Source organism: Rheinheimera soli (assembly GCF_031457405.1).
In the GTDB taxonomy this organism is placed as follows: domain Bacteria; phylum Pseudomonadota; class Gammaproteobacteria; order Enterobacterales; family Alteromonadaceae; genus Pararheinheimera; species Pararheinheimera soli_A.
This window is the reverse complement of the sequence record NZ_JAVDWR010000001.1, coordinates 611566-631504: the sequence shown is the minus strand read 5'-3', so window position 1 is coordinate 631504 and position 19939 is coordinate 611566. Positions and strand designations below refer to the sequence as shown.

Below are 19939 nucleotides of genomic sequence, written 5' to 3'. Positions count from 1 at the left end.
GGGGAAAGAGCAGATGCAACAATACCGCCTGAATTACTGGTTGCTGAATGGCGCATTTTTCAGCTTTTTTGTTGCCTGGTCTTTTTCCTTCTCATTTTATGCCATTTGGCTGAAACAAAATGTAGGCCTGACGGCAACAGATATTGGTTTTGTCTTCAGTATAAATGCCCTGGTGGCATTTATACTGATGCCCTTCTATGGCTATTGGCAGGACAGGTTAAGCGAAGGTAAAACCCTGCTTTATGTGGTGGCTATCACCATTTTATGTTGTGGACCATTTTTTAACTGGCTTTATCAACCCTTGCTTAAGAGTAACTTCTGGCTGGGTTCCGGAGTTGGAGCTCTGTTCACTGCGGTGAGTTTTGGCGCAGCTGTAGGGGTGCTGGAATCTTTTATTGAACGCTTAAGCCGCAGAGATGGTTTTGAGTTTGGCCGCTCCAGAATGTGGGGATCTCTGGGCTGGGCCGTCGCCACATTTTTTACGGGTCTGTTACTGAACTGGTATCCGCAATCAGTTTTCTGGTTATCCAGTCTGGCCGGTATTGTTTTCTTGTTTTGCCTGATACGGGTGACCACCCCCACCTCCTCTGCTCCACAAAGTTGCCAGCGGCACATCACAAAGCCTGGTCTGTCTGATCTGCTGCAGGTATTGAAACTACCGGAGTTTCGGCGTTTTGCATTTTATATCATCAGTGTTCCTTGTATTTATCAGGTATTTGACCAGCAGTTTCCGGTTTATTTTGCCTCTAAGTTTGCAAACCCTCAACTGGCAAATATCTATTTTGGTTATCTGAATTCTTCGCAGGTTTTTCTGGAGGCCGCACTGATGTTTGTAACCCCGGCACTGGTGAACCGAATAGGGGCAAGGCGGGCACTGATTTTAGCCGGTGGTATTATGGCGATAAGAATACTGTGTTCAGGACTGGCGACAGACATTCTGGCTATTTCTGCGTTAAAGCTGCTACATGCGGTGGAGCTGCCTGTGTTATTGGTCGCCATGTTCAAATATATAGCTGCAGTCTTCGACTCCCGGCTGTCCACTACCTTGTATATGGTCGGATTTTTGCTGTTCAGCCAACTCAGCGCTATGTTGTTGTCGCCATTTTTTGGTTATCTGTATGACCACTATGGCTATGCTACCTCCTACCTGCTGATCGGCAGCGTTGTGGTGTGTTGCACCCTGTTGTCAGCATTCTGGCTGGCGCCTGCGCCGACAAATTTAAGGCCTGTTTCACAATGAGCCACGGCTGATCAGTCTGAATGGTAGTTTGCTTGCCACCACATCAGTGCGTTCATCCAGCAAATAATTAAAGGCCCAACGCCCCATTTCATAGTGAGGCAATGCCATTGTGGTTAGACTGGGCTGCAATAGCTCCGGGATCAGATCCCAGTTGTCAAAACTGCCAATACCAATATCTTCTCCCACTTTCAGACCCAGAGACTGCAATACAAAATATATTTCCATCGCCATTGGATCCTGACCACATAAAATAGCATCAGGTTTAAATTGTTTTATCACTTCGCATGCAGCCAGCCGCGCTCTTGAAATCAATTGGCCATCCTGTTCAACAATCACGGATTCAATATGCAAATTCTGCAATGACTCCCCTCGCTTTTCAAAAGCGCGGATAGCCCCGGCTTTACGTCCTTGAGCGGCAATAATACGCTCATCAAGATTCAGAAAAGCGATACGTCTATAGCCTTTATCCAGCATAGCGCCGACTATTTGTTCGCCTGCAAGCTCTTCATCCGGCACAACAGTCGCAAAACGCCCACAAGAGGTATAACAATTCGCTAAAACAGTGGGGATCTGAGTCAGGCTATCGGGCAAACTGACCTGGCGATGGTACATAGACGCATAGATAATGCCTTCCACCCTGTGTTGGAATAAATGATCCACCGCAGCTTCCAGACTATATTTGTGCTCATTAATGTTCAGTACCATCAACTCCCTGTTGTGTTTCCACGCCATTTCCTGGGCACCGCGGATTAAATCAAAGGTGTATGGGATCCGTAACAACTCGTCCGCAATAAAACCAATAACGCCGGATTTTTTACGCCGGGTCATCTGAGCGGCGCGGTTTGGCCTGTATCCCAACGCCTCAACAGAGCGTAAAACTTTCTCTCTGTTTTCTGGTTTTACCGTTGGGTCGTTGTTCACAACACGGGCTACCGTTTTAAAAGCCACTCCGGCATGTTTTGCCACATCTTTAATAGTTACCATAGCCGGTGCTCTCTCCAATAAGCCTGTCCGCATATTTCATCGCTTTTCGCCATCCCCACTTGATACTATCTGGTTGCTTTCTGGTTAAAGACAACGTCAAACCCTATATCAGATTTGGTCTCTGGGTCAATTCCTGCATATAGTGCCTGAAGTCCATAGCTGCTGAAACCGAACGTATTGATTTTTTTACAAGATAAACTCAGTACTGGAATGCTACACAACCCCCAAGCAGAAGGGACAACGTTGTTCTTACTGTTTGGGGGTTGTGCAAATGAGTCCTAAGGGTTGAGCGATTTAGCCTTTTTTCGCCCAGGCAACACACCAGCCTTCGGCGTGAACCAGCTTAGCCGGGAAAATATTGCAACCCCGTAACGCTTCGCCATCTTTGCCTTGTATATGCAAACAATTGGCACAGTTGGCACCTTCCACTGTGGATTTTTCAACATATTTCATGGCCACAGCCATAGGATCGTCCGCCTTCACCACTTCCTGTGCCACAACATGCAAGGCTGTTCCGCCTAAAGTGATGCCCACTAAGGTAGAAGCCGATAGTTTTAAAAAATTACGTCTGTCTAAATTTCCCATCTTTTACTCCGTTATTTTAGAAGCTGCACCAGAGTGTTCTGCCCTCTGGCTTACAGGCTACGGAGTATGTGGCAAATAAGACTGCCTGGATTTGATCTAAAGCAGTGTCTGGTCAGATTAATCTGGCAAGTTCCACAGACAGCAGTGAGAGAAGCAGTCGCACACTCAGGATTTAGTCACATAAAACTTTAGCCACTGGGCTATGGTGCCTTGCTGTTGTTGTTCACGCAGATACTGGTTAAAAGCGGCAAGCTGGAGTTTCCAGCGTGGATGAAAAGCCACAGTTAAACCAACAGGGCTGAATCCGTTGGCTGAGCGATACAGTTGTTTGTCAGGAAAGTGGTGATGCAACAACCAGTTGGCGACGTGCTCATTCATAAAAGCATAATCACAACGGCCATTGAGTAACATATTCAGTTGAGTCAGTTCGCTGGGCGAATCCACTCTGGCCGCCTCATTGCTGTTAAAAAATGGGGTTAAGGCTTCGTAGATATAATACTGGCGGGTGCAAATGGCTTTGCCTTTGACCCAATCCGCTAACTGTCCTTGTGCTGCCATCGGCTGACGGGCAAATAAGTAGTCCTGATGTTCCAATAAAGGTTCTGAAAATAGCAGTTGTTCAGGATATTGGGTCCACTCTTTGGCCAGTAAAATGGCATCCACTTCCCCTCGATAGAGCCTGTGTTCGGCGCGGGTTCTGTTATCAGCCACATACTGAACGCGGATATTTTGTTGGTTGAAAAAATCCTGCAGCACTTCTGGCACCAGTCCCACCACTTTTTCAGTGTTTTCGTCCTGATACATATAAGGAGGCACTTGCGGATAATACAATACAAATTTCAGCTCTGTGGCTTTAGGTGCGGCCTGCACTGCTGTAGAGGCACCAAGCCCAGAGAGCAGTACCAAAACACATACTTTCCATAGTTTCATTGTTTTACCTGTTAAACCAGAGCAGAACATCGCTGTGTGTAAAATGGATAATACAAGCATGAGCGTTTTTATCAAATAGTTGTTTTTAGTCTGCTCTGTCAAAAAATTACAGTCAAGCTGTTGTCAGCCAAGCTCTGGTGACATAGAGTGCCGCCACAGTCTGCTTTTTTGAATCTTATCTTCTATGAAACACCGTATTTTGTGGCTTGGCCTCACCAGCCTTATTTTGTCGGCCTGTAGTCAGACGTCCTCCGGCATTCATCACTCCAATCAGTTTGCCAACAATGGTTTGGATAAAAGAGCCCAGGCATTCAGTGGCACTTACAGGCAGCAACCAGAAGCCGTCTTAAACACCCAATGGCTGACCCCGCAATTTTTAGAAGGACTTGAACGACAGCTGAACTACTTAAATAAAAAATCGGTGCCACTACAGCATAATTTACCCGGCTTAGCTGTCAGTAAAAGCCAGTTGCAGCAAACAATACGTGATTTACAGGCCTGGGCAGAACAACCCTCAGCACAAGGCGGTAAGGCTTTTGCCTTGCATCAGTTGGCTGGTGAAGATGGCAAAGGCAACGTGCAATTTACCGGTTATTATGTACCGGTGTTTAAAGTGCGTTCCACACCGGATGCAGAATACAAATACCCTATTTATCGCAAACCTGCTGGCTTAAATCAGTATCCAAGCCGTGAACAAATCGACTTTGAGCAGGTGTTGGCCGGGCAAGGTTTAGAGCTGTTTTACAGCAACAGTCTGGTTGACAACTTTTTTATGCAGGTACAAGGCTCTGGTGTGGTTGAAGATGAGTACGGCCAGCAGCATTTATTAAGTTATGGTGGCAGTAATGGCCATTCGTATCGCAGTTTAGGCAAAGTACTGATTGAGATGGGTGAATACACGGCAGACACCATTTCTGCCACTGCCATTAAAGAATGGCTGGCGAAAAACCCGGACAAACAACGTGAACTGATGAGCAAAAACCCCAGTTATACCTTCTTTTCACCAGGCCTGGATAAACCTGTAGGTGCAGCCAATGAACCCTTAACGCCATTGCATTCTGTGGCTGTCGATCCGGCTTTTATACCATTAGGTTCCATAGTGTTGGCGCAAGTACCATTGCTGGATGCCAAAGGTGAATTAACAGGCCATGAGTTCAGATTGATGCTGGCGCAGGATAAAGGTGCAGCCATTAAAACTCCGGGTCGTATTGATGTCTATCAGGGTATAGGAGATGAAGCTCAGCAGCGCAGTGATAGTTTGCGGCATTACGGTAAAATCTGGCTGGTATTGCCTAAAGGGCAGAGTCATTGACTCTGCCCTTATGTTGTTCAGTTTAATTGTTTAGTTTAAGTCCTGGTTCAGGTGCTTTTTCAACGCCTGACCTGCCTGATCCAGCGCTGCTTGTGTAGCTGGTACATCGGCTAGTACGTTCAGTAAACCGAAGTCGTGGATCATGCCGTTGTAGCGTACTGAAGTCACAGTGACACCAGCAGCATCCAGTTTGTTGGCATAAGCTTCGCCTTCATCACGTAATACATCCAAAGCTGCGGTTTGCACCAAAGCTGGTGGTAAATCGCTTAACTGCTTAATGCTTGCGCGCAGTGGCGAGGCATAAATCTCGTTACGTTGTGCAGGGTTGGTGGTGTAATTGTCCCAGAACCACAACATCATGTTTTTGGTCAGGAAGTAGCCGTCCGCAAACTGGTTGTACGAGCTATTTTCAAAGTTAGCATCTGTTACAGGCCATAACAGCAACTGGAATTTCAGTTTTGGCGTGCCTGCTTCTTTGGCTTTTAAGGCTACCACTGCCGCCATATTGCCACCGACGCTGTTCCCCGCTACGGCCAAACGTGAGCCATCTATATTGAGCTCTTTGCCATGCTCCGCCACCCACTTCGTTGCAGCATAGGCCTGATTAATTGCCGTTGGGTACTTCGCTTCTGGTGATGGGGTGTAATCCACATAGATAGCTACTGCACCAGAGCGGCTGACTAAATCACGGATCAAACGCTCGTGCGTTGGGAAATCCCCTAATACCCAGCCACCACCGTGGAAGAACATAAAGGCTGGTAATACGCCTTTGCTGCCTGCAGGACGAACCACCACCAGTTTTAATGGTTTACCATCGATAGTGATGGTTTTTTCACTGACATCAGCGGCTGGTAATTTGGCACCGGCTTGTGCGCCTGTTAAGACAGCACGGGCATCTTTAGGCGACAACTGCTCTAAAGGTGTGCCACCGCCCTGAGCCAGCGCATTTAAAAAGCTTTGCGTATGCTGTTCAACACCCGGACCACCAGCGGCGAAAGCACTGTTAATCCCTAAAGCAATGACTGTTAAACCTAAAACTTTACGAAATCTGTTCATGTTTATCTCCTCGCCGCAGCGGTTTATTGGGTGGCGATAACAGGATACTTATTCATCTAACTGTTATCGCAATACATTAATAATTAAAAAAAGTTCTGTTTATCAGGCTGAGTGCAGTGCTGTTAGCTCACAATTACTAAACGCACATCAATATTGCCGCGTGTTGCATTGGAGTAAGGACACACCTGATGGGCTTTAGTCACTAAGTCCTGCGCTACTTCATTGCTAACGCCTGGCAGACTGATGTGCAGTTCGATATCCAGACCAAAACCACCAGGGATTTGACCAATACCTACTTCAGCTGTGATTTTTGCATCGTTACCAATCAGCACTTTTTGTTGTGAAGCGACATATTTAATGGCACCTAAGAAACAAGCTGAGTAACCAGCAGCAAATAACTGCTCAGGGTTCGTCGCTGCGCCACCTGCCCCACCTAATTCTTTAGGTGTGCTTAATTTCACATCCAATACGCCGTCTGAAGACACTGAACGACCGTCACGACCTGCAGTTGAAGTTGCTACTGCTTTGTAAAGTACTTGCATGATGTATTCCTCTGTTAAGTTTGTTTGCGATATGTATTATCGCGATAACTGTATGATTTAAAAAAATGGGTGAACTCACCCGGTTTTACTTCTGTTACTGCCAGTCCTTACGGACCTAATCTTTACTCTTTAAGAACTCTTTTCTACCTTCTGTATCTGGTCATTTGACTGCTGTTAAACCAGCTGTTTGCCCCGACTTGTGATTATATTATTGCGATAACTATTATTTCGCAAGTTTAATCTTAAACTTTTTACCAACTATTTTTTAAGCTGTTGATTAGCTTGAATTTAAAAATAAAAAAAAGGGCCTAAAAGGCCCCTTCCTATCGCTTTAGTATTTATAGTTTTTTAGTTAACTGAGCTCTGAGCTCTATCAATTCCTGCCGTAACGCATGGATTTCAGTTTCCGCTAAACCACAACTTAACCCTACAGTACGATTCACCTGCACAGCCTGCTCACGCATGGCCCAGCCTGCTTTAGTTAAACGGATTTCCAGTGTACGTTCGCTCTGTGGATTACGGGTGCGGATCAATAAGCCCATAGCTTCCATACGTTTAATCACCGGCGTTAAAGCCCCTGAGTCTATGTGCAGCTGCTCGCCCACGTCTTTGAGCGCCAGACCATCGTTCTGCCACAAAATCAGCATGATTAAATACTGCGGATAGGTCAAACCTAAGGTATCGAGCAAAGGTTTGTACATTTTGGTCATAGCTAAAGAGGTGGAATACAAAGCAAAACACAGCTGCTGATCCAAATGTAATGCTTTTTGGCTGGTTGGATCCAGGGCTGTAGTGCTTTGATCGGAAGAATTCGCCATGCTGATAATGCCTTTGCCGGAATAAATAAACCGCAAGGTTAATCAGCATGCTGTTAAAGGTCAACTTCTTCTCTGTGTTTCTGCCAGTGCCATTTTGTTTTCAAGCGCCACACTAAGTCGCCGGTAGAGCTGCTCAAACCACCATAAATGCCCCTTTTTGTAAAACAGCTGCACCCAAAGAAGCTGCAGTGCCAGAAAACCGGCGGCAATACCAGTCAAAGCTAACCTGTCCAGGCTACCAAACCACTCTGGATAAACCCAACGAAACAGCAACACCATCAGCAGGGACTGCCAAAGATACAAAGACAAAGAACAGCGGCCGCAGTGCCTGAGCAGTTCAATCATTTTTGGTAAAGCAGGCGCAATCAGCATAAATAATCTGATGTAAATCAAAGCAAAACATAAGTCAGAGACGATTTGAAATGGCAAAGGAATTTGCCCTTGAACTGCGAGCCCAGTCCAGAGCAGTGGCAATAAAGCACAACCAAATGCCAGCAGCAATAAAGTATAAAAGTGCTTTTTTAATAAGAGCTGCCAGTCTGACTGCATGCCCCAGATCGCAAGTAACATCATGCCACCACACCACCAGTAACTTACCAGCAACAAATCCAGTGCAATCAATCCGACATACTGAATTTGTTGCCATAACTGCCCAAGGTAAGGCCCGGTATAAAGTGTGATCAGTTGGGATATCTCTTCCGGAGTAATAGTCTGTCCAGACGGGCCCTGCCAGAGCAGCGCCGGAATAATCAATCCGGCAACCAGATAAATTTTGGCATAACGAAGTTGCTGATCAGGCGTCCAGTGCAACACCTGCTGCCATAATAAGCCCAATGCCACCACGGCATACATCAGCAAAATATCACCCGACCAGATAAAAATGGCGTGGCAAAACCCTATCAGCAACAAAGCCAGCATTCTGGCTTGAAGCCTGGCCCCGGACTCACAGGATTGACGCCACAACAGATACAAACTGGCACCAAATAACAAGGTCAGCAGACTGATAAATTTACCCCGGATCAATAGCAGATACAGCTGATACTGCAACTGGGATAGCAACGGCATAGCGTCTGAAAGTCCGGCCTTTTCTGCCAGTTCAAGTGGATAAGCAAAGGCAAACACATTCGCAAATAAAATCATCAGCACGGCAAAACCACGCAGTGCATCAAATAGATGCATTCGTGCTGACAATGGGGATACTGCGTCCATGCAAACAACCTCTGTTTATACTTTAAAGCGCGTGACCAACGAATTTAAATCCACAGCTAAGCGGGATAACTCATGAGCAGAAGCGCTGGTCTGATTGGCGCCTGCTGCAGTTTGTGCGGCCAAATCACTGATATTCACTATATTACGGTCTATTTCACGAGCTACTTTCGCTTGTTCTTCGGCTGCGCTTGCAATCACCAGATTACTGTCGCTGATTTTATTAATCCGCTGGGTAATAATGGTCAAAGCCTCACCTGCAGCCTGAGCCACTGTGAGCGCATAGCCTGCTTTTTCACTGCTGTGTTTCATCGCATTCACTGCATCACCAGTACCACTGCGAATTTTGGCAATCATCTCTTCGATTTCACGGGTAGAGGTTTGAGTACGGTGAGCCAGAGCTCTCACTTCATCCGCAACCACAGCAAAACCCCGACCTGCATCCCCTGCCCGGGCAGCTTCTATCGCCGCATTCAGCGCCAGTAAGTTGGTTTGTTCAGCTATAGCACGGATCACATCCAGCACTTTGCCTATATCCTGCGATTGCACCGCCAGGCCCTGAATAAGTTCTGAAGTTAAAGCCACATCCTGATTCATATCGCGGATAGCAGTCACAGTTTCATCCACTTGCTGCTGCCCTTGCACTGCCATTTTAGCCGACTCAGTGGATTGCTCTGAGGTGTGAACTGCGGTTTGCGCCACTTCATCCACAGCAGAGCTCATTTGTGTAATGGCAGTGGCAGCCTGCTGAATTTCATCATTTTGTTGCTGTAAACCACGAGACGAATCTTCAGTCACTGAATTCAGTTCTTCTGCTGCTGACGCTAATTGATTCGAAGAGTTGGAAATATGGCTCATCGCGTCCCGCAGGTTATGCTGCATTTTCAGCAGAGCCGCCATCAGCCGGCTGGCTTCATCTTCACCTGTGACCGTTATTTTTTGAGTTAAATCGCCTGACGCTACGGTTTCGGCCACAACAACGGCTTCTATCATCGGCGTGGTGATACTGCGGGTCATCCACAAAGCAATGAAAATGCTCACCACTACGCCAATCCAAATTGCACAGATCACCAGGATCTTGCTGGTTTCATAGCTCTGTGCAGACAACTTTGTTTGTTGCCCTGAGTATTCACTATTCATCTGCGCCAACTTCACCAAAGCCTGGGTCATCCGGTCCGAATGACCTGTTAACTCCTGATTGCTGATACGAGTGGCTTCAGTTTTGTCTGAGGCCTCTAATGCCTGTAACAAAAGGCCCTGACCGGTAAAGTATTCTTGCTGAGCTGAAATAAACTGCTGATAAACAGCCCTTTCCCCATCAATAGAGATTAGTTTTTCGTAGGCTTGCTGGGCTGCTGTCACTTCTGCCCGGACTTTATCAAGTGCTGCCTGATATTCAGCTTTTTGTGCTTCAGTCTCAGCCAGCATCAGACGAAAAGTAAAGATCCGAACCCGCATCATGCTTAAGTTCAGCGTCGCCAGACTATCCAGGCTGGGCAAAGTATTACTTTCAATTTCAGCAGCCACAGTGCGCATTTGCGCCATATTCATCAGCGCCATACTGCCTTGCAGCAGCACCAGTACACCCAATACAGCAAAACCAGCCAATAAGCGGGCACCAATTTTATAATTCCTTAAAAACATACCTATCCATCCTATGTTGCGGTAATAACTAACAAAACTCTGTTGCCACTAAAAAGCATAGGCGACTAATTACATAAAAACTCAAAAACTTACGGCGCATTTACTTTCATTCCTCGTATTTGTACAGGCTAAACAACTGCTGAGCCTGAAGCCATAAAGTACCAGGCTCGCCGTTAGCTACAGCTTTGCCATCAACCTCAATAACAGCTGCCACTTCTTTACTGGAACTGGTGAGCCAAACCTCATCGGCGCAAAGCACTTCGTTTTTGCTGACAGGTCGTTCTTCCACCTGGATAGTGCTGTGCTGACGCAACATATTCAGCAGCAACTGACGGGTAATACCGGGTAAAATCTGAGAACTCAAGGGCGGTGTGATCACAACGTCGTTTTTGACAATAAACACATTAGTGGAACTGCCTTCGGTTAAAAAGCCCTGCTGATCAAACAAAATACATTCGTTTAACCCCAAAGCCGCAGCTTGCTGATGATGCATTACATTCCCCAGCAAAGCCGTAGATTTAATATGGCAGCGCTGCCAGCGCAAATCTGTGGAGGTCATCACTTTATAACGTGGCGCTTTGTCGATATCCGCTTCTGGTTCAGCTGCTATATCAAAACAATAAGCAAAAATAGTGGCCGAAATATCCTGCGGGTAAGCATGGGCTCTTTTGCTGTCAGTACCACGGCTGACATGCAGGTAAATGCCAAGATTACCAGCGCCGTTTTGTTGGATCAGTTGTTGTACCAACTCTTTCCAGTCTTGTGCTGTTAAAGTGCAGCGGATCTCCAGCGCAGCTAAACCTTGCTGTAAACGCTGAATATGAGCGGCAAACCCAACACAAAGCCCGGCATAAGATGGGATCACTTCATAAATGCCATCACCAAATAAAAAGCCTCTGTCCATCGGCGAGATTTTTGCGTCCTCTGCAGGCATAAATTGCCCGTTTAAATAGACCACACTCATGGTTGTTCCTGTAGTTTCTTAAATTTCAAAACAAAGTTGTTGTAAGTCGCGAATTAACTGCATGGCATGTTCTGGCGGCAAACTGTCTTCGGTGATACTGGCAAGGCCTGTCACACCATCAACACAACCCCGGTTGACTAAATACTGTAAAAGCTCTGCAGGCTGACAATCGAGCAACCAGCCCTCGCCTGTTTCTGCATCTTTGATTGCGGATACCAAAGCCAGGAGTCCATAGGCCGCCCAGTTGGATACATCAGCCAGCAGTAATTCATCACAGCCCGTTACCGCTGGTGTAATAGCCAACTGCGACAGAGCCTGATAAATATTTCCCATGCCAATCTCATTGCCACCATCCCCAATCGCTATAGTCGGACAGCTGGCCTGCTGAAAAAACACATCAAAGTTGGCACAGCGGGCGCTGATATCCACAGCCCGCATATTGTAATAGCGACCATCAGCGGCCAAACCTGGTCTTTCTATTGAAATAATTAATTCAGGGGTTAATTGCTGCAACGACTTCAGGGCAAATGCTGCCGCATCGACGCTGTTTACCGGTAACTCCAGACAGGCATAGTCGTTTTTTAGCGCAGAAAACAACGGATCACCACAGGCCAGCATAGCTCTGGCCCCCAGCTTTTCGACAAGCTGATACAAAACAATAGCCCCCACAGGTCCGTCGGTTTCGAAACTATCGCCGACCGGAAAACCTGTGCCTATCAGCACCAGCCCTTTTGCTTTTGCGATTAAACGAGCGGCTCTTAAGTAAGAACCTGCTTTCAGATAAGGCAATAAGGTCGCCATCCCCCGTACATTCTGCCGCACCAGCATCTGCTCTATCTGTTGGCTGAGTGGTAGCAAATCTTTCAAACCAGACTCCGGAATTCCATAGCAAGCTCAGCCCAGTAGCGGCCTTGTTGCATCTGTTCAGCTTTAAGCTGCTCTGGTGATACAGGGTAAAAACGGATCGGATGGCCTTGCTTACACTGAGCTAAAGCGGCCGCATGCCGCGCCAGAACAACGCCGGGTTTAGGATACCCCCCTAAGGTTTGTCTGTCGTTTAACAGCACTATAGGTAAACCATCAGGTGGCAATTGCACTGCGCCATAACAAATACCTTCGGATAATAAAGCCCTTGGCTGGTATAACAGTGGATCACCTTGCAAGCGATACCCCATGCGATCATACAAAGCGGACACCTGATAGTCGGTACTGTACAGCTGCTGCCACTGAGACTCGTCAAACCAATGTTGCTGATAACCAGGTAGCAGGCCAAGTTCCAGCGGTGCAGAATAATCAGGCCAGAGTTTCTCAGGCAAAGCCCACAATAAAGGCCGGTAGACTGAAGCAGCAGGTAAAAACTGGCCTGGCTCTAATGCAGCTCCGCCAATGCCTCCGATTTTCTCCCGCAGCACAGTGCTGTTGCTGCCGAAATCTTTTGGCAGTTTAAAACCTCCGGCTACGGCCAGATAACAACGCAAGCCGGATTTGGCAAAACCAAGTTCAATTACATCATCTTTTTTAATGCGATGAGTGTGCCATAAGTTTTTAGGCTGACCGTTTACTGTCAGAGGCATAGCACCACCAGTGACACAAAACACAGTGTCTGTTAATGCCAGCACACTAAAACCACCTACGGAGACTTCAATCTGACAGCTGGGATTTGGGTTTTGCAGCAACAAATCGGCGATACGATAGCTGGCATAATCTGCAGGCCCGCCCTGAGTTAATCCCAAATGGGCATAACCAAAACGGCCCTGGTCCTGCAAAGTGGCTAGTACTCCGGCTTTTAACACGACAAAAGCAGACATCAGCACAGCTCCTGCGGCAACTGGCCACCCAAAGCCAAAAACTCTTCTCTGCTGATGGATTGAAAACGCACTCTATCGCCCACGGCAAAAGGCATCAAGGGCTTTGCCGTACCGGCATGTTCAGGTTCAAATAATGACGTTGGACATAGACCCAAAATATTCCAGCCCCCTGGTGACTCAGCCGGATAGACAGCGGTTTGACGGTCTGCAATAGCAACTGCACCTTTGGGCACTTTAGGGCGTGGGCTTTTTAATCGTGCTGTGGCAAGGCGTGCGTCTAATTCACCCAAATACGCAAAACCCGGTGCAAAACCTATGGCGTACACTCTGTACTCTTCAGCCTGATGCAGTTCAATCACCTGCTCTGTGGTTAAGCCTGCCTTATGAGCAACATGGTCCAGATCCCAGGCATTGTGGTAATACACAGGTAAAGTCAGCAGTTGGCCTAGCTGCTCAGTACTGGCAGCGCAGAGTACTAGCTGTTGTTCCAGCATAGTTTTAATAGCCAGCAGCCCTTGATGCTGAGGTTTGAGCACAATCAGCAATGAAGCATAAGAGGGCAACAGCTCCTGCAGTTGCTTATCAAGCAGGCTGCGGATTTGGTGTTGTAACTGCTGAAGCTGTGAAAGATTCTGCGCCGATATTTCTGCCGATAAATACAGGATCAGTGCATTTTCACCGGCCAGTTCCAGTTGGATCATGTTGTAGCCAGTAACTGACGAATGGACTGCACTAAGGCAAGTGCTGCGGGATTGTCACCATGCACACACAAGGTATCAGCCTCAATAGCCACTGTTTGCCCTGTATCACTTTGCACTGTGCCACTGTGCAATAACTGCTGTACTTGCACTAAAGCGGCCTGATGATCCAGTACGCTGCCCGCCTGACTACGGGGTGTTAACGAACCATCTTTTTTGTAACGTCGGTCAGCAAAAGCTTCAAACAGCAGTTCAAGCTTGTAATGCTCTGCCAACTGCTTATGTTGTTTTGCAGAGCCTGTGGCCAAAAGCATCAGCTTTAAGGGTTTATGGTAACTGGCAACCGCCTGCATCAGGGTTTCAAGTAAAGCCGGGCTTGCCATCATATCGTTATACAAAGCGCCATGGGGTTTGACGTAACTCAGCTCCAGCCCAAGGCTTTTTGCCACCCCATCCACTGCAGCTATCTGGTACCAGAGTAAATGCTTTAACTCATCAGCCGCCATGTTTACCGAGCGGCGACCAAAACCCTGTTTATCGTCGTAGCTCGGATGAGCACCAATCTCCACCTGATGATGTTTAGCCAAAGTTAAGGTGTTTACCAGTACTGTCGGATCGCCAGCATGAAAACCACAGGCGATATTGGCCTGATCAATCAGCGGCATCACCTCTGCATCCAGCCCCATTTGATAAGCGCCAAAACTTTCGCCTAAATCACAGTTCAGTTTCATAACAGCTTTCATTAAAAACTCGCTAAAGAAGAATTTAAAAGATCGGTCACCAGCATATGACCAGGGCTGTGGCTAATACAAAAATCTGGTTTGGCTTGTTTAATCACCGCCTGAGGCGTGACACCACAAGCCCAGAATACCGGTACTTCACCTGGTTTGATGCTGACCGCTTCACCATAATCCGGTGATCGGATATCAGAAATACCAATAGCCTGCGGGTCGCCAAAATGCACAGGAGCGCCGTGCACAGCTGGAAAACGACTGCAAATTTGAATGGCTCGTATTGCATCCGCAGGCTTCATAGGCCTCATACTGACTACCATGTTGCCAGAGAAACGCCCGGCGCTGACACAGGCCAGTTGAGTGTTGTACATAGGGACATTTTTGCCTTCGCTGATATGCCGGATTTCTAATCCGGCAGCAAGCAAAGCCTCTTCAAAAGAAAAAGAGCAGCCAATTAAAAAACTGACCAGATCATCCCGCCATAAAGCCCGGATATCCAGCACTTCGTCCACCAGTTCGCCTTGCTTAAAAACCCGGTAAGAAGGTAAGTCGGTGCGAAGATCAAGGTCCAGCCCCAATTCAGGCAGTAAAAATTGCCCGGGTTCAGACACAGCCACTAAAGGACAAGCTTTGGCATTACGCTGGCAAAACAGCAAAAACTCAGCAGCAGAGCTTTGAGGCACTATTGCCATATTGCACTGCACATAGCCTGAAGCTAAACCGCTGGTCTGCCCCTGAAACTGGCCTGTTTTGATCTGTTGGCGTAATTGGTATGGCGTAAGCAGATCCATCTTTGCTGCCTGAAAAATGAGAGATGAGTTCATACTAGCGGATTTAGTGTCCCTTCCCAAGTCTGCACTGCGAAAGGCAAAGTAAAGCAGATCCGGCTCAGGCCCATAAAAGCTCAGAATAGCCCGGTCGGTAAAAACAAAAAGAGCACCGAAGTGCTCCGCAGGCAACAGCCAAAAATCCGGTTCTGACAAAAGGCATCGGCTGAGACTACTGTAAACAAAAATGCTCAGCTACAGCACGTATATATGGTCGGTGACGTGGGACACGCCTGGCGTACTCCAGACTGACACTAATGCTTTATCATGTTCGGACCAGCTATTGACTGTGCCCGTCAGCACAACATCAGACTCTATCACTTCAACCACTATGGCTGTTTCCATTTTTCGGCTTTGTCGTGCCAAAGCGGTTTCGATATCTTTTTTTACCGTGCCAGCCAAATTTCTGGGCGTTAAACGGATCTGATTGGTTACACCACGTACTCCAGCCAGAGAACGCAAAGCTTCAGTCGCAGCGCGGCGCTGATAGTCAAAAGCCACTTCACCCGTTAAGTGGATCCAGCCCATAGATACAGTAAGTTCGATACCATGGGGAGGAACATGACTGGACCACTGCAGTACAGCTTCAGCCACCCGGGTTAAATCAACATCCTGATACACATGCTGATGAGGCAACGAAACCACCAGCTGATTATCCAGCGACTGCACACCATAGACTCTGTGTACTGCGCATTGCACATGCCACAGCTCAGCCAAAGAAGATACTCTGCCTGATAGGGTCACAATGCCACCATGGACCAAAACACTAATAGGGTCGGCCTGCACAGCGCTGTCCCATTTCAGTTCTGCTTTAATATCCAAGGCCAATTGTTGATCTGATTTCATCGATTCCATTCCTGGTGCTTTGTCTAATTGTGCTGCTCCGGCAGCCCCCATAATAAGCTGGCCAGTTCATTGGCATGCTCTTCTTCGGTTTGTAAAATCTTCTGGATAAGCGCAGTGCTGGTGGGATCATCGTCACCAATAAACCCCAGCACCTCTTTGTAATGATCAATAGCCACCCGCTCTTCAATCAGGTTTTCTTTGATCATTTCATATAAATTCTGACCTGTGCCAAATATGGATTGGCCTCGTTCAATGACACCTTGTGGGGAGAAATCAGGTTCGCCGCCCAATTGCACTATGCGCGCCGCCAGCCAGTCCACATGCTGTAATTCTTCATTGGAATGGTGTAAAAACTCTGCGGCCACTGCAGAGGCATGAATACCTTTGGCTAAAAAATAATGGCTGCGATAGCGCAGTACACAAATGAGCTCAGAAGCTAAAGCAGCATTTAATAAAGACACCAGATCACGACGCCCGGCCTGATAGCTATGAGTAACAGCACCTGTTTCCAGATGTTGTCTGGCATGCTGGCGTAATACTTTATGTTTGGTAATTTCCATACTCATAAGCACTTCCTGTTGGACCATGGCAGCTAACTTACTGTACAAAAATCAAACCGAATGTGCGTTAACGCACTAAATTGACAAAAAATGACAAATCAGATGGACTTTTAAACCATCTGATTGATTTAAGGATTTATTTCTGATGTTCAGGCTGGTCTGGCGAGCGCTGACAGCTTTGTTTAAAGCTGCTGATTTGGTGATCAGCCTGTTCCCTGGACAACGCATAGTGTTCCTGTAACAACCGGCTTAGTCTATGGGGCATACCTTGTGATTGCAGCAAGTCGGCTCTGGATAATTTAGTCCAGCATTGCTGCGCTGCATCCAGATCCAGCAACCATAATTGTTGCTGATCAGACAAAGACCCGGCAGCGGATAGCGCTGCCTGATCCTGTGGTGTATTACGGTTTTTCATCAACAAAGCTCCTGTAGTCTGTTGAAGACTAAAGTGGTGCTGCAGCTGTATTGGCGATAATGACTTCTACTCTGCGGTTTTGCTGACGGCTGGCGGCAGAATCATTGTCGCTGACCGGTGCATGTTCGCCTAAACCTCTGGCCGTTAAGCGATTAGAGGCAATGCCCTGAGCTTCCAGATAACGGCGCACCGAATTGGCACGGCGCTCTGACAAGCCCTGATTAGACTCTGAACTGCCAATGCTGTCGGTATGGCCTTCAATCTGCACAGTGCGATCCTGATAACGATTTAAAAAGCCGGACAGTTTCGACAAATTGTTCAGTGAACCTTCTTTGAGCTCAGCACGGCCTGTATCAAACAGCACATCACCCAAAGTGACCACCCAGCCTCTTTCGGTTTCTTTTGCATTCAGGTCTGCGATTTGTTGCTGTAATTCCAGAGCTTGTTGTCTGGCCAATTCTGATTCGGCCTGAGCTGTGGTTGCATCCTGCCTGGCCAATTTGGCCTCATACCGGGCCGCATCGGCTTCCTGAGTTCTGGAATCCAGCCGTGCACCTGCTTGTTGTGCACCTAAGGTTTTGTATTGCTCATCCAGATAACTGGTTTGGGCCACAGCTTTGGCTATTTCCACTTTTTTATCCGCCAGCTTGACTCTGTACATGGCCAGAGCTTTGTCTTTCGTTGGCTGCTCAGCGGCTAATACGGCGGTTGCGGCTTGCTGTACTGGCAATACGGCTCTGTTGGCCAGATTAGGATCGGCCTGCAATGCAGTCAGTTTTTGCCTGACAGCGTAGGATCCTTCAGGTTTCTCCACCTTCGAACTACAGGCAGATAAGGTCATCACACCAGCAACCAACACAAGGATTGGGGTAGTACCTGTCAGAATTTTCATTGCATTTGTCCTGTTTTACGTTGCATTTCCTGCTTCAACACATCGATATTCTTTTGCATATCGTCAATCACAGCACGGACTTTCCCTTCACCGGCACGGGCTGACGCCAGTTCAGCACCAGCTTTGGATAACTCGGCATAGCGGCTGGCCGCCAGCATGTCTTCATTCTGTACTGCGGTGCGGGCTGACACTAAATCAGCCCTGGCTTCCAGCAACTCAGGTAAGGCGTAATCACTTGCTGTGATGCGCTCAGCCGCTGCTATAGCTTGTTCTGCTGCCTGAATTTGGCCTACAGGTGCTTCTGGTGCTGATGCACAAGAGGCAAGTACGGCTGTCAGGCTTAACATCAATACAGTGTTGCGGACAGATGGATAGCGACTTGAGAAATACGAAGATAAATTCGTGGATAGATACATGGTAACTCCCTGATCAATAATCAAAAAACAACAACAAACAGCAAAGCTCTTCCTGAAACTCAGCCGATACGAGCCTGCCTGTTTTTGCATACTGAACCATAAAATCACAGTGATCGGTGCGCTGGCGCTCATATAAAACAGTTACTTTTAATGTAAAAATGACAACAATAACAATTTAAAACAAAGTTAATTAGCTGCTTTGTGCTCTGACCCACATACAGCAGTGTTTAGGTGCTATAGTCTGGCCCTTCACTCTGAGCAAAAGGATTTGAAGTTAAGATTTTTCAGGGACCAGATTGCCACCCCATAAAAGGATGTATTTATGCCAACTCGTACCGATGGCGCAGCTCCAAACTCAAGCCTGAGCGGCCCGGCGTTAACCGATGAATTCCACAATTTTATTGCTGACATCGAAGATTTACTCAAAACCACCACTTCATTAACCGGAGCGGAATTTGAGCAAGCCAAGAAAAAGCTGACTGAACGTGTGGCGACAGCCAAAGCCTCAGTGGAAGATATAGGTCATAACTTTGCCGCCAAAGCACGTCACTCCGCTGAAGTAACAGACCGTTATGTACACCAGCAGCCATGGCAGTCTATTGCTGTCTGTGCAGCCGCCAGCTTCATATTAGGCGCTTTCGTCGCCCGTTGTAGCGGTTCAGGTTCTAAATAACATGACGTACGCCGGCCCTTTGAGGTCGGTTTTTCTAAATGGAGTTTGCATGTCGACACCTGAAATGGAAAATGCCAACACAGGCTCAGTTGGTTTTGATCCTGCCCGCTGGCTCTGGTTGCTCGATAAAGCCAGTCCGCAACTGATCACACAACTGGGTTTACATGGGCAGTTGATGCATTTGGAATGGCAGCAGGAGAAGCGCCGTTTGCAATGGATCATGCTCTACAGTGTGCTGAGCATCAGTTTTGTGTTTTTGGCCTTCCTGTTTGCAGGTTTTGCTTTGCTGTACCTGAACAGAAATAACGAAAGCTTTACCTTATTCATCTGGACTTTGCCGGTGTTTTTTACCTTATTAGCCACAGCCTGTTTTTTTATCATCCAGCGCTTAGGCAAAAAAGGCCAGAGTGCATTTAGCACAAGTTATCAGGAGCTAAAAACCGACCTTCAGCTGTTAAGGCGTCAGGTATGAATGCAGACAAGGAATTACCCCTGCAGGTACAGATCCTGTTGCTACGCCAGAAAATGGCACAACAACGCCTGTTGATCCAGCAATACATAGGACCACAGTTGCAACAAGAGGCGGATCAATTTCCCCGCAGTTTGGGCATGAGGTTGTTACAACAACAGCTGTCAGGTGCCGCCCCCTGGTTGATGGGACTGAAAAATAAACTTCATGGCAAAGAGTCGGCTTTACTCTGGTCTGTTGCTCTGACGTTGGGCCAGCACTGGTTGAAAAAAAAACGTAACACTCAGGAATAGTTGCCGTCTACATCTGTGGATCACAGA

Annotated in this window: 24 protein-coding genes; 5 read left to right on the top strand and 19 right to left on the bottom strand. The window is 47.3% G+C overall.

Features of this window, described 5'->3' with window-relative positions:
* The first annotated feature begins 13 nt into the window (after positions 1 to 13).
* Positions 14 to 1240: an oligosaccharide MFS transporter gene (locus J2W69_RS02895; protein ID WP_310274385.1), complete on the top strand. Its 1227-nt coding sequence runs from the start codon at positions 14 to 16 to the stop codon at positions 1238 to 1240.
* Here the strand turns inward: J2W69_RS02895 and J2W69_RS02890 are convergent.
* The 3 genes from J2W69_RS02890 to J2W69_RS02880 all read right to left on the bottom strand — a co-directional run bounded on the left by J2W69_RS02890 (position 1232) and on the right by J2W69_RS02880 (position 3739).
* Entirely contained in the window at positions 1232 to 2224 is a 993-nt protein-coding gene (locus J2W69_RS02890) for a LacI family DNA-binding transcriptional regulator (protein WP_310274383.1), read from the bottom strand. The genes J2W69_RS02895 and J2W69_RS02890 overlap by 9 nt on opposite strands.
* 294 nt (positions 2225 to 2518) lie before the next feature.
* Positions 2519 to 2809, bottom strand: coding sequence for a high-potential iron-sulfur protein (locus tag J2W69_RS02885; RefSeq protein WP_310274380.1), 291 nt, complete (start codon positions 2807 to 2809; stop codon positions 2519 to 2521).
* A gap of 165 nt (positions 2810 to 2974) precedes the next feature.
* A complete protein-coding gene (locus tag J2W69_RS02880) occupies positions 2975 to 3739 on the bottom strand; it encodes a substrate-binding periplasmic protein (RefSeq protein ID WP_310274378.1) in 765 nt (254 codons plus the stop codon).
* 184 nt (positions 3740 to 3923) lie between these two features.
* Here J2W69_RS02880 and mltA point away from each other — a divergent pair, with 184 nt between their 5' ends.
* Positions 3924 to 5051: a murein transglycosylase A gene (gene mltA, locus J2W69_RS02875; RefSeq protein ID WP_310274376.1), complete on the top strand. Its 1128-nt coding sequence runs from the start codon at positions 3924 to 3926 to the stop codon at positions 5049 to 5051.
* Between the two features lie 30 nt (positions 5052 to 5081).
* On the opposite strand, the gene J2W69_RS02870 is transcribed toward mltA, so the two are convergent.
* The 16 genes from J2W69_RS02870 to J2W69_RS02795 all read right to left on the bottom strand — a co-directional run bounded on the left by J2W69_RS02870 (position 5082) and on the right by J2W69_RS02795 (position 18477).
* Positions 5082 to 6107 carry an alpha/beta hydrolase gene (locus J2W69_RS02870; protein WP_310274374.1) on the bottom strand — a complete coding sequence of 342 codons (1026 nt, stop codon included), beginning with the start codon at positions 6105 to 6107 and terminating at the stop codon, positions 5082 to 5084.
* Between the two features lie 122 nt (positions 6108 to 6229).
* Complete coding sequence (locus J2W69_RS02865; RefSeq protein WP_310274372.1) at positions 6230 to 6649, bottom strand: organic hydroperoxide resistance protein; 420 nt, start codon at positions 6647 to 6649, stop codon at positions 6230 to 6232.
* A 338-nt stretch (positions 6650 to 6987) separates the two neighbouring features.
* Entirely contained in the window at positions 6988 to 7467 is a 480-nt protein-coding gene (locus J2W69_RS02860; RefSeq protein WP_310274370.1) for a MarR family winged helix-turn-helix transcriptional regulator, read from the bottom strand.
* Positions 7468 to 7527: 60 nt separating this feature from the next.
* Positions 7528 to 8676, bottom strand: coding sequence for a DUF418 domain-containing protein (locus tag J2W69_RS02855; protein WP_310274368.1), 1149 nt, complete (start codon positions 8674 to 8676; stop codon positions 7528 to 7530).
* Positions 8677 to 8691: 15 nt separating this feature from the next.
* Positions 8692 to 10317 (bottom strand): methyl-accepting chemotaxis protein, encoded by a 1626-nt coding sequence (locus tag J2W69_RS02850; protein ID WP_310274366.1) that lies wholly within the window; start codon positions 10315 to 10317, stop codon positions 8692 to 8694.
* Between the two features lie 106 nt (positions 10318 to 10423).
* On the bottom strand, positions 10424 to 11281 hold the full coding sequence (locus tag J2W69_RS02845) for an aminotransferase class IV (protein WP_310274364.1): 858 nt from the start codon (positions 11279 to 11281) through the stop codon (positions 10424 to 10426).
* An 18-nt stretch (positions 11282 to 11299) separates the two neighbouring features.
* Positions 11300 to 12148, bottom strand: coding sequence for a glutamate cyclase domain-containing protein (locus tag J2W69_RS02840; protein ID WP_310274362.1), 849 nt, complete (start codon positions 12146 to 12148; stop codon positions 11300 to 11302).
* The gene (locus J2W69_RS02835; protein ID WP_310274360.1) at positions 12145 to 13089 is read right to left on the bottom strand and encodes a 5-oxoprolinase subunit C family protein; all 945 of its coding nucleotides are present in this window, start codon (positions 13087 to 13089) and stop codon (positions 12145 to 12147) included. The genes J2W69_RS02840 and J2W69_RS02835 overlap by 4 nt, the downstream gene beginning before the upstream one ends.
* Positions 13089 to 13790 carry a 5-oxoprolinase subunit B family protein gene (locus J2W69_RS02830; RefSeq protein ID WP_310274358.1) on the bottom strand — a complete coding sequence of 234 codons (702 nt, stop codon included), beginning with the start codon at positions 13788 to 13790 and terminating at the stop codon, positions 13089 to 13091. Before J2W69_RS02830 ends, J2W69_RS02835 begins: the two co-directional genes overlap by 1 nt.
* Positions 13787 to 14518: a 5-oxoprolinase subunit PxpA gene (locus J2W69_RS02825; RefSeq protein ID WP_310274356.1), complete on the bottom strand. Its 732-nt coding sequence runs from the start codon at positions 14516 to 14518 to the stop codon at positions 13787 to 13789. The genes J2W69_RS02830 and J2W69_RS02825 overlap by 4 nt, the downstream gene beginning before the upstream one ends.
* A gap of 11 nt (positions 14519 to 14529) precedes the next feature.
* Entirely contained in the window at positions 14530 to 15312 is a 783-nt protein-coding gene (locus J2W69_RS02820) for a putative hydro-lyase (protein ID WP_310274354.1), read from the bottom strand.
* A 231-nt stretch (positions 15313 to 15543) separates the two neighbouring features.
* Complete coding sequence (locus J2W69_RS02815; RefSeq protein ID WP_310274352.1) at positions 15544 to 16194, bottom strand: BON domain-containing protein; 651 nt, start codon at positions 16192 to 16194, stop codon at positions 15544 to 15546.
* Positions 16195 to 16217: 23 nt separating this feature from the next.
* Positions 16218 to 16760 (bottom strand): ferritin-like domain-containing protein, encoded by a 543-nt coding sequence (locus J2W69_RS02810; RefSeq protein ID WP_310274350.1) that lies wholly within the window; start codon positions 16758 to 16760, stop codon positions 16218 to 16220.
* A gap of 130 nt (positions 16761 to 16890) precedes the next feature.
* Positions 16891 to 17169, bottom strand: coding sequence for a hypothetical protein (locus J2W69_RS02805; RefSeq protein ID WP_310274348.1), 279 nt, complete (start codon positions 17167 to 17169; stop codon positions 16891 to 16893).
* Positions 17170 to 17197: 28 nt separating this feature from the next.
* Complete coding sequence (locus tag J2W69_RS02800; protein ID WP_310274346.1) at positions 17198 to 18061, bottom strand: OmpA family protein; 864 nt, start codon at positions 18059 to 18061, stop codon at positions 17198 to 17200.
* On the bottom strand, positions 18058 to 18477 hold the full coding sequence (locus tag J2W69_RS02795; protein ID WP_008899497.1) for a DUF4398 domain-containing protein: 420 nt from the start codon (positions 18475 to 18477) through the stop codon (positions 18058 to 18060). Before J2W69_RS02795 ends, J2W69_RS02800 begins: the two co-directional genes overlap by 4 nt.
* 322 nt (positions 18478 to 18799) lie before the next feature.
* Between J2W69_RS02795 and J2W69_RS02790 the strand changes: the two genes are divergently transcribed.
* Genes J2W69_RS02790 through J2W69_RS02780 form a run of 3 tightly spaced genes read left to right on the top strand, consistent with a single transcriptional unit; the run spans position 18800 to position 19912 of the window.
* Entirely contained in the window at positions 18800 to 19150 is a 351-nt protein-coding gene (locus J2W69_RS02790) for an ElaB/YgaM/YqjD family protein (protein WP_310274342.1), read from the top strand.
* A gap of 49 nt (positions 19151 to 19199) precedes the next feature.
* Entirely contained in the window at positions 19200 to 19622 is a 423-nt protein-coding gene (locus tag J2W69_RS02785) for a phage holin family protein (RefSeq protein WP_310274340.1), read from the top strand.
* Complete coding sequence (locus J2W69_RS02780; RefSeq protein WP_310274338.1) at positions 19619 to 19912, top strand: hypothetical protein; 294 nt, start codon at positions 19619 to 19621, stop codon at positions 19910 to 19912. The genes J2W69_RS02785 and J2W69_RS02780 overlap by 4 nt, the downstream gene beginning before the upstream one ends.
* The last annotated feature ends 27 nt before the right edge of the window (positions 19913 to 19939 follow it).

Coding starts and splice junctions, on each gene's coding strand:
- J2W69_RS02895 (WP_310274385.1), top strand. CDS start 14: ATGCAACAATACCGCCTGAATTACTGGTTGCTGAATGGCGCATTTTTC.
- J2W69_RS02890 (WP_310274383.1), bottom strand. CDS start 2,224: ATGGTAACTATTAAAGATGTGGCAAAACATGCCGGAGTGGCTTTTAAA.
- J2W69_RS02885 (WP_310274380.1), bottom strand. CDS start 2,809: ATGGGAAATTTAGACAGACGTAATTTTTTAAAACTATCGGCTTCTACC.
- J2W69_RS02880 (WP_310274378.1), bottom strand. CDS start 3,739: ATGAAACTATGGAAAGTATGTGTTTTGGTACTGCTCTCTGGGCTTGGT.
- mltA (WP_310274376.1), top strand. CDS start 3,924: ATGAAACACCGTATTTTGTGGCTTGGCCTCACCAGCCTTATTTTGTCG.
- J2W69_RS02870 (WP_310274374.1), bottom strand. CDS start 6,107: ATGAACAGATTTCGTAAAGTTTTAGGTTTAACAGTCATTGCTTTAGGG.
- J2W69_RS02865 (WP_310274372.1), bottom strand. CDS start 6,649: ATGCAAGTACTTTACAAAGCAGTAGCAACTTCAACTGCAGGTCGTGAC.
- J2W69_RS02860 (WP_310274370.1), bottom strand. CDS start 7,467: ATGGCGAATTCTTCCGATCAAAGCACTACAGCCCTGGATCCAACCAGC.
- J2W69_RS02855 (WP_310274368.1), bottom strand. CDS start 8,676: ATGGACGCAGTATCCCCATTGTCAGCACGAATGCATCTATTTGATGCA.
- J2W69_RS02850 (WP_310274366.1), bottom strand. CDS start 10,317: ATGTTTTTAAGGAATTATAAAATTGGTGCCCGCTTATTGGCTGGTTTT.
- J2W69_RS02845 (WP_310274364.1), bottom strand. CDS start 11,281: ATGAGTGTGGTCTATTTAAACGGGCAATTTATGCCTGCAGAGGACGCA.
- J2W69_RS02835 (WP_310274360.1), bottom strand. CDS start 13,089: ATGTCTGCTTTTGTCGTGTTAAAAGCCGGAGTACTAGCCACTTTGCAG.
- J2W69_RS02830 (WP_310274358.1), bottom strand. CDS start 13,790: ATGATCCAACTGGAACTGGCCGGTGAAAATGCACTGATCCTGTATTTA.
- J2W69_RS02825 (WP_310274356.1), bottom strand. CDS start 14,518: ATGAAACTGAACTGTGATTTAGGCGAAAGTTTTGGCGCTTATCAAATG.
- J2W69_RS02820 (WP_310274354.1), bottom strand. CDS start 15,312: ATGGATCTGCTTACGCCATACCAATTACGCCAACAGATCAAAACAGGC.
- J2W69_RS02815 (WP_310274352.1), bottom strand. CDS start 16,194: ATGAAATCAGATCAACAATTGGCCTTGGATATTAAAGCAGAACTGAAA.
- J2W69_RS02810 (WP_310274350.1), bottom strand. CDS start 16,760: ATGAGTATGGAAATTACCAAACATAAAGTATTACGCCAGCATGCCAGA.
- J2W69_RS02805 (WP_310274348.1), bottom strand. CDS start 17,169: ATGAAAAACCGTAATACACCACAGGATCAGGCAGCGCTATCCGCTGCC.
- J2W69_RS02800 (WP_310274346.1), bottom strand. CDS start 18,061: ATGAAAATTCTGACAGGTACTACCCCAATCCTTGTGTTGGTTGCTGGT.
- J2W69_RS02795 (WP_008899497.1), bottom strand. CDS start 18,477: ATGTATCTATCCACGAATTTATCTTCGTATTTCTCAAGTCGCTATCCA.
- J2W69_RS02790 (WP_310274342.1), top strand. CDS start 18,800: ATGCCAACTCGTACCGATGGCGCAGCTCCAAACTCAAGCCTGAGCGGC.
- J2W69_RS02785 (WP_310274340.1), top strand. CDS start 19,200: ATGTCGACACCTGAAATGGAAAATGCCAACACAGGCTCAGTTGGTTTT.
- J2W69_RS02780 (WP_310274338.1), top strand. CDS start 19,619: ATGAATGCAGACAAGGAATTACCCCTGCAGGTACAGATCCTGTTGCTA.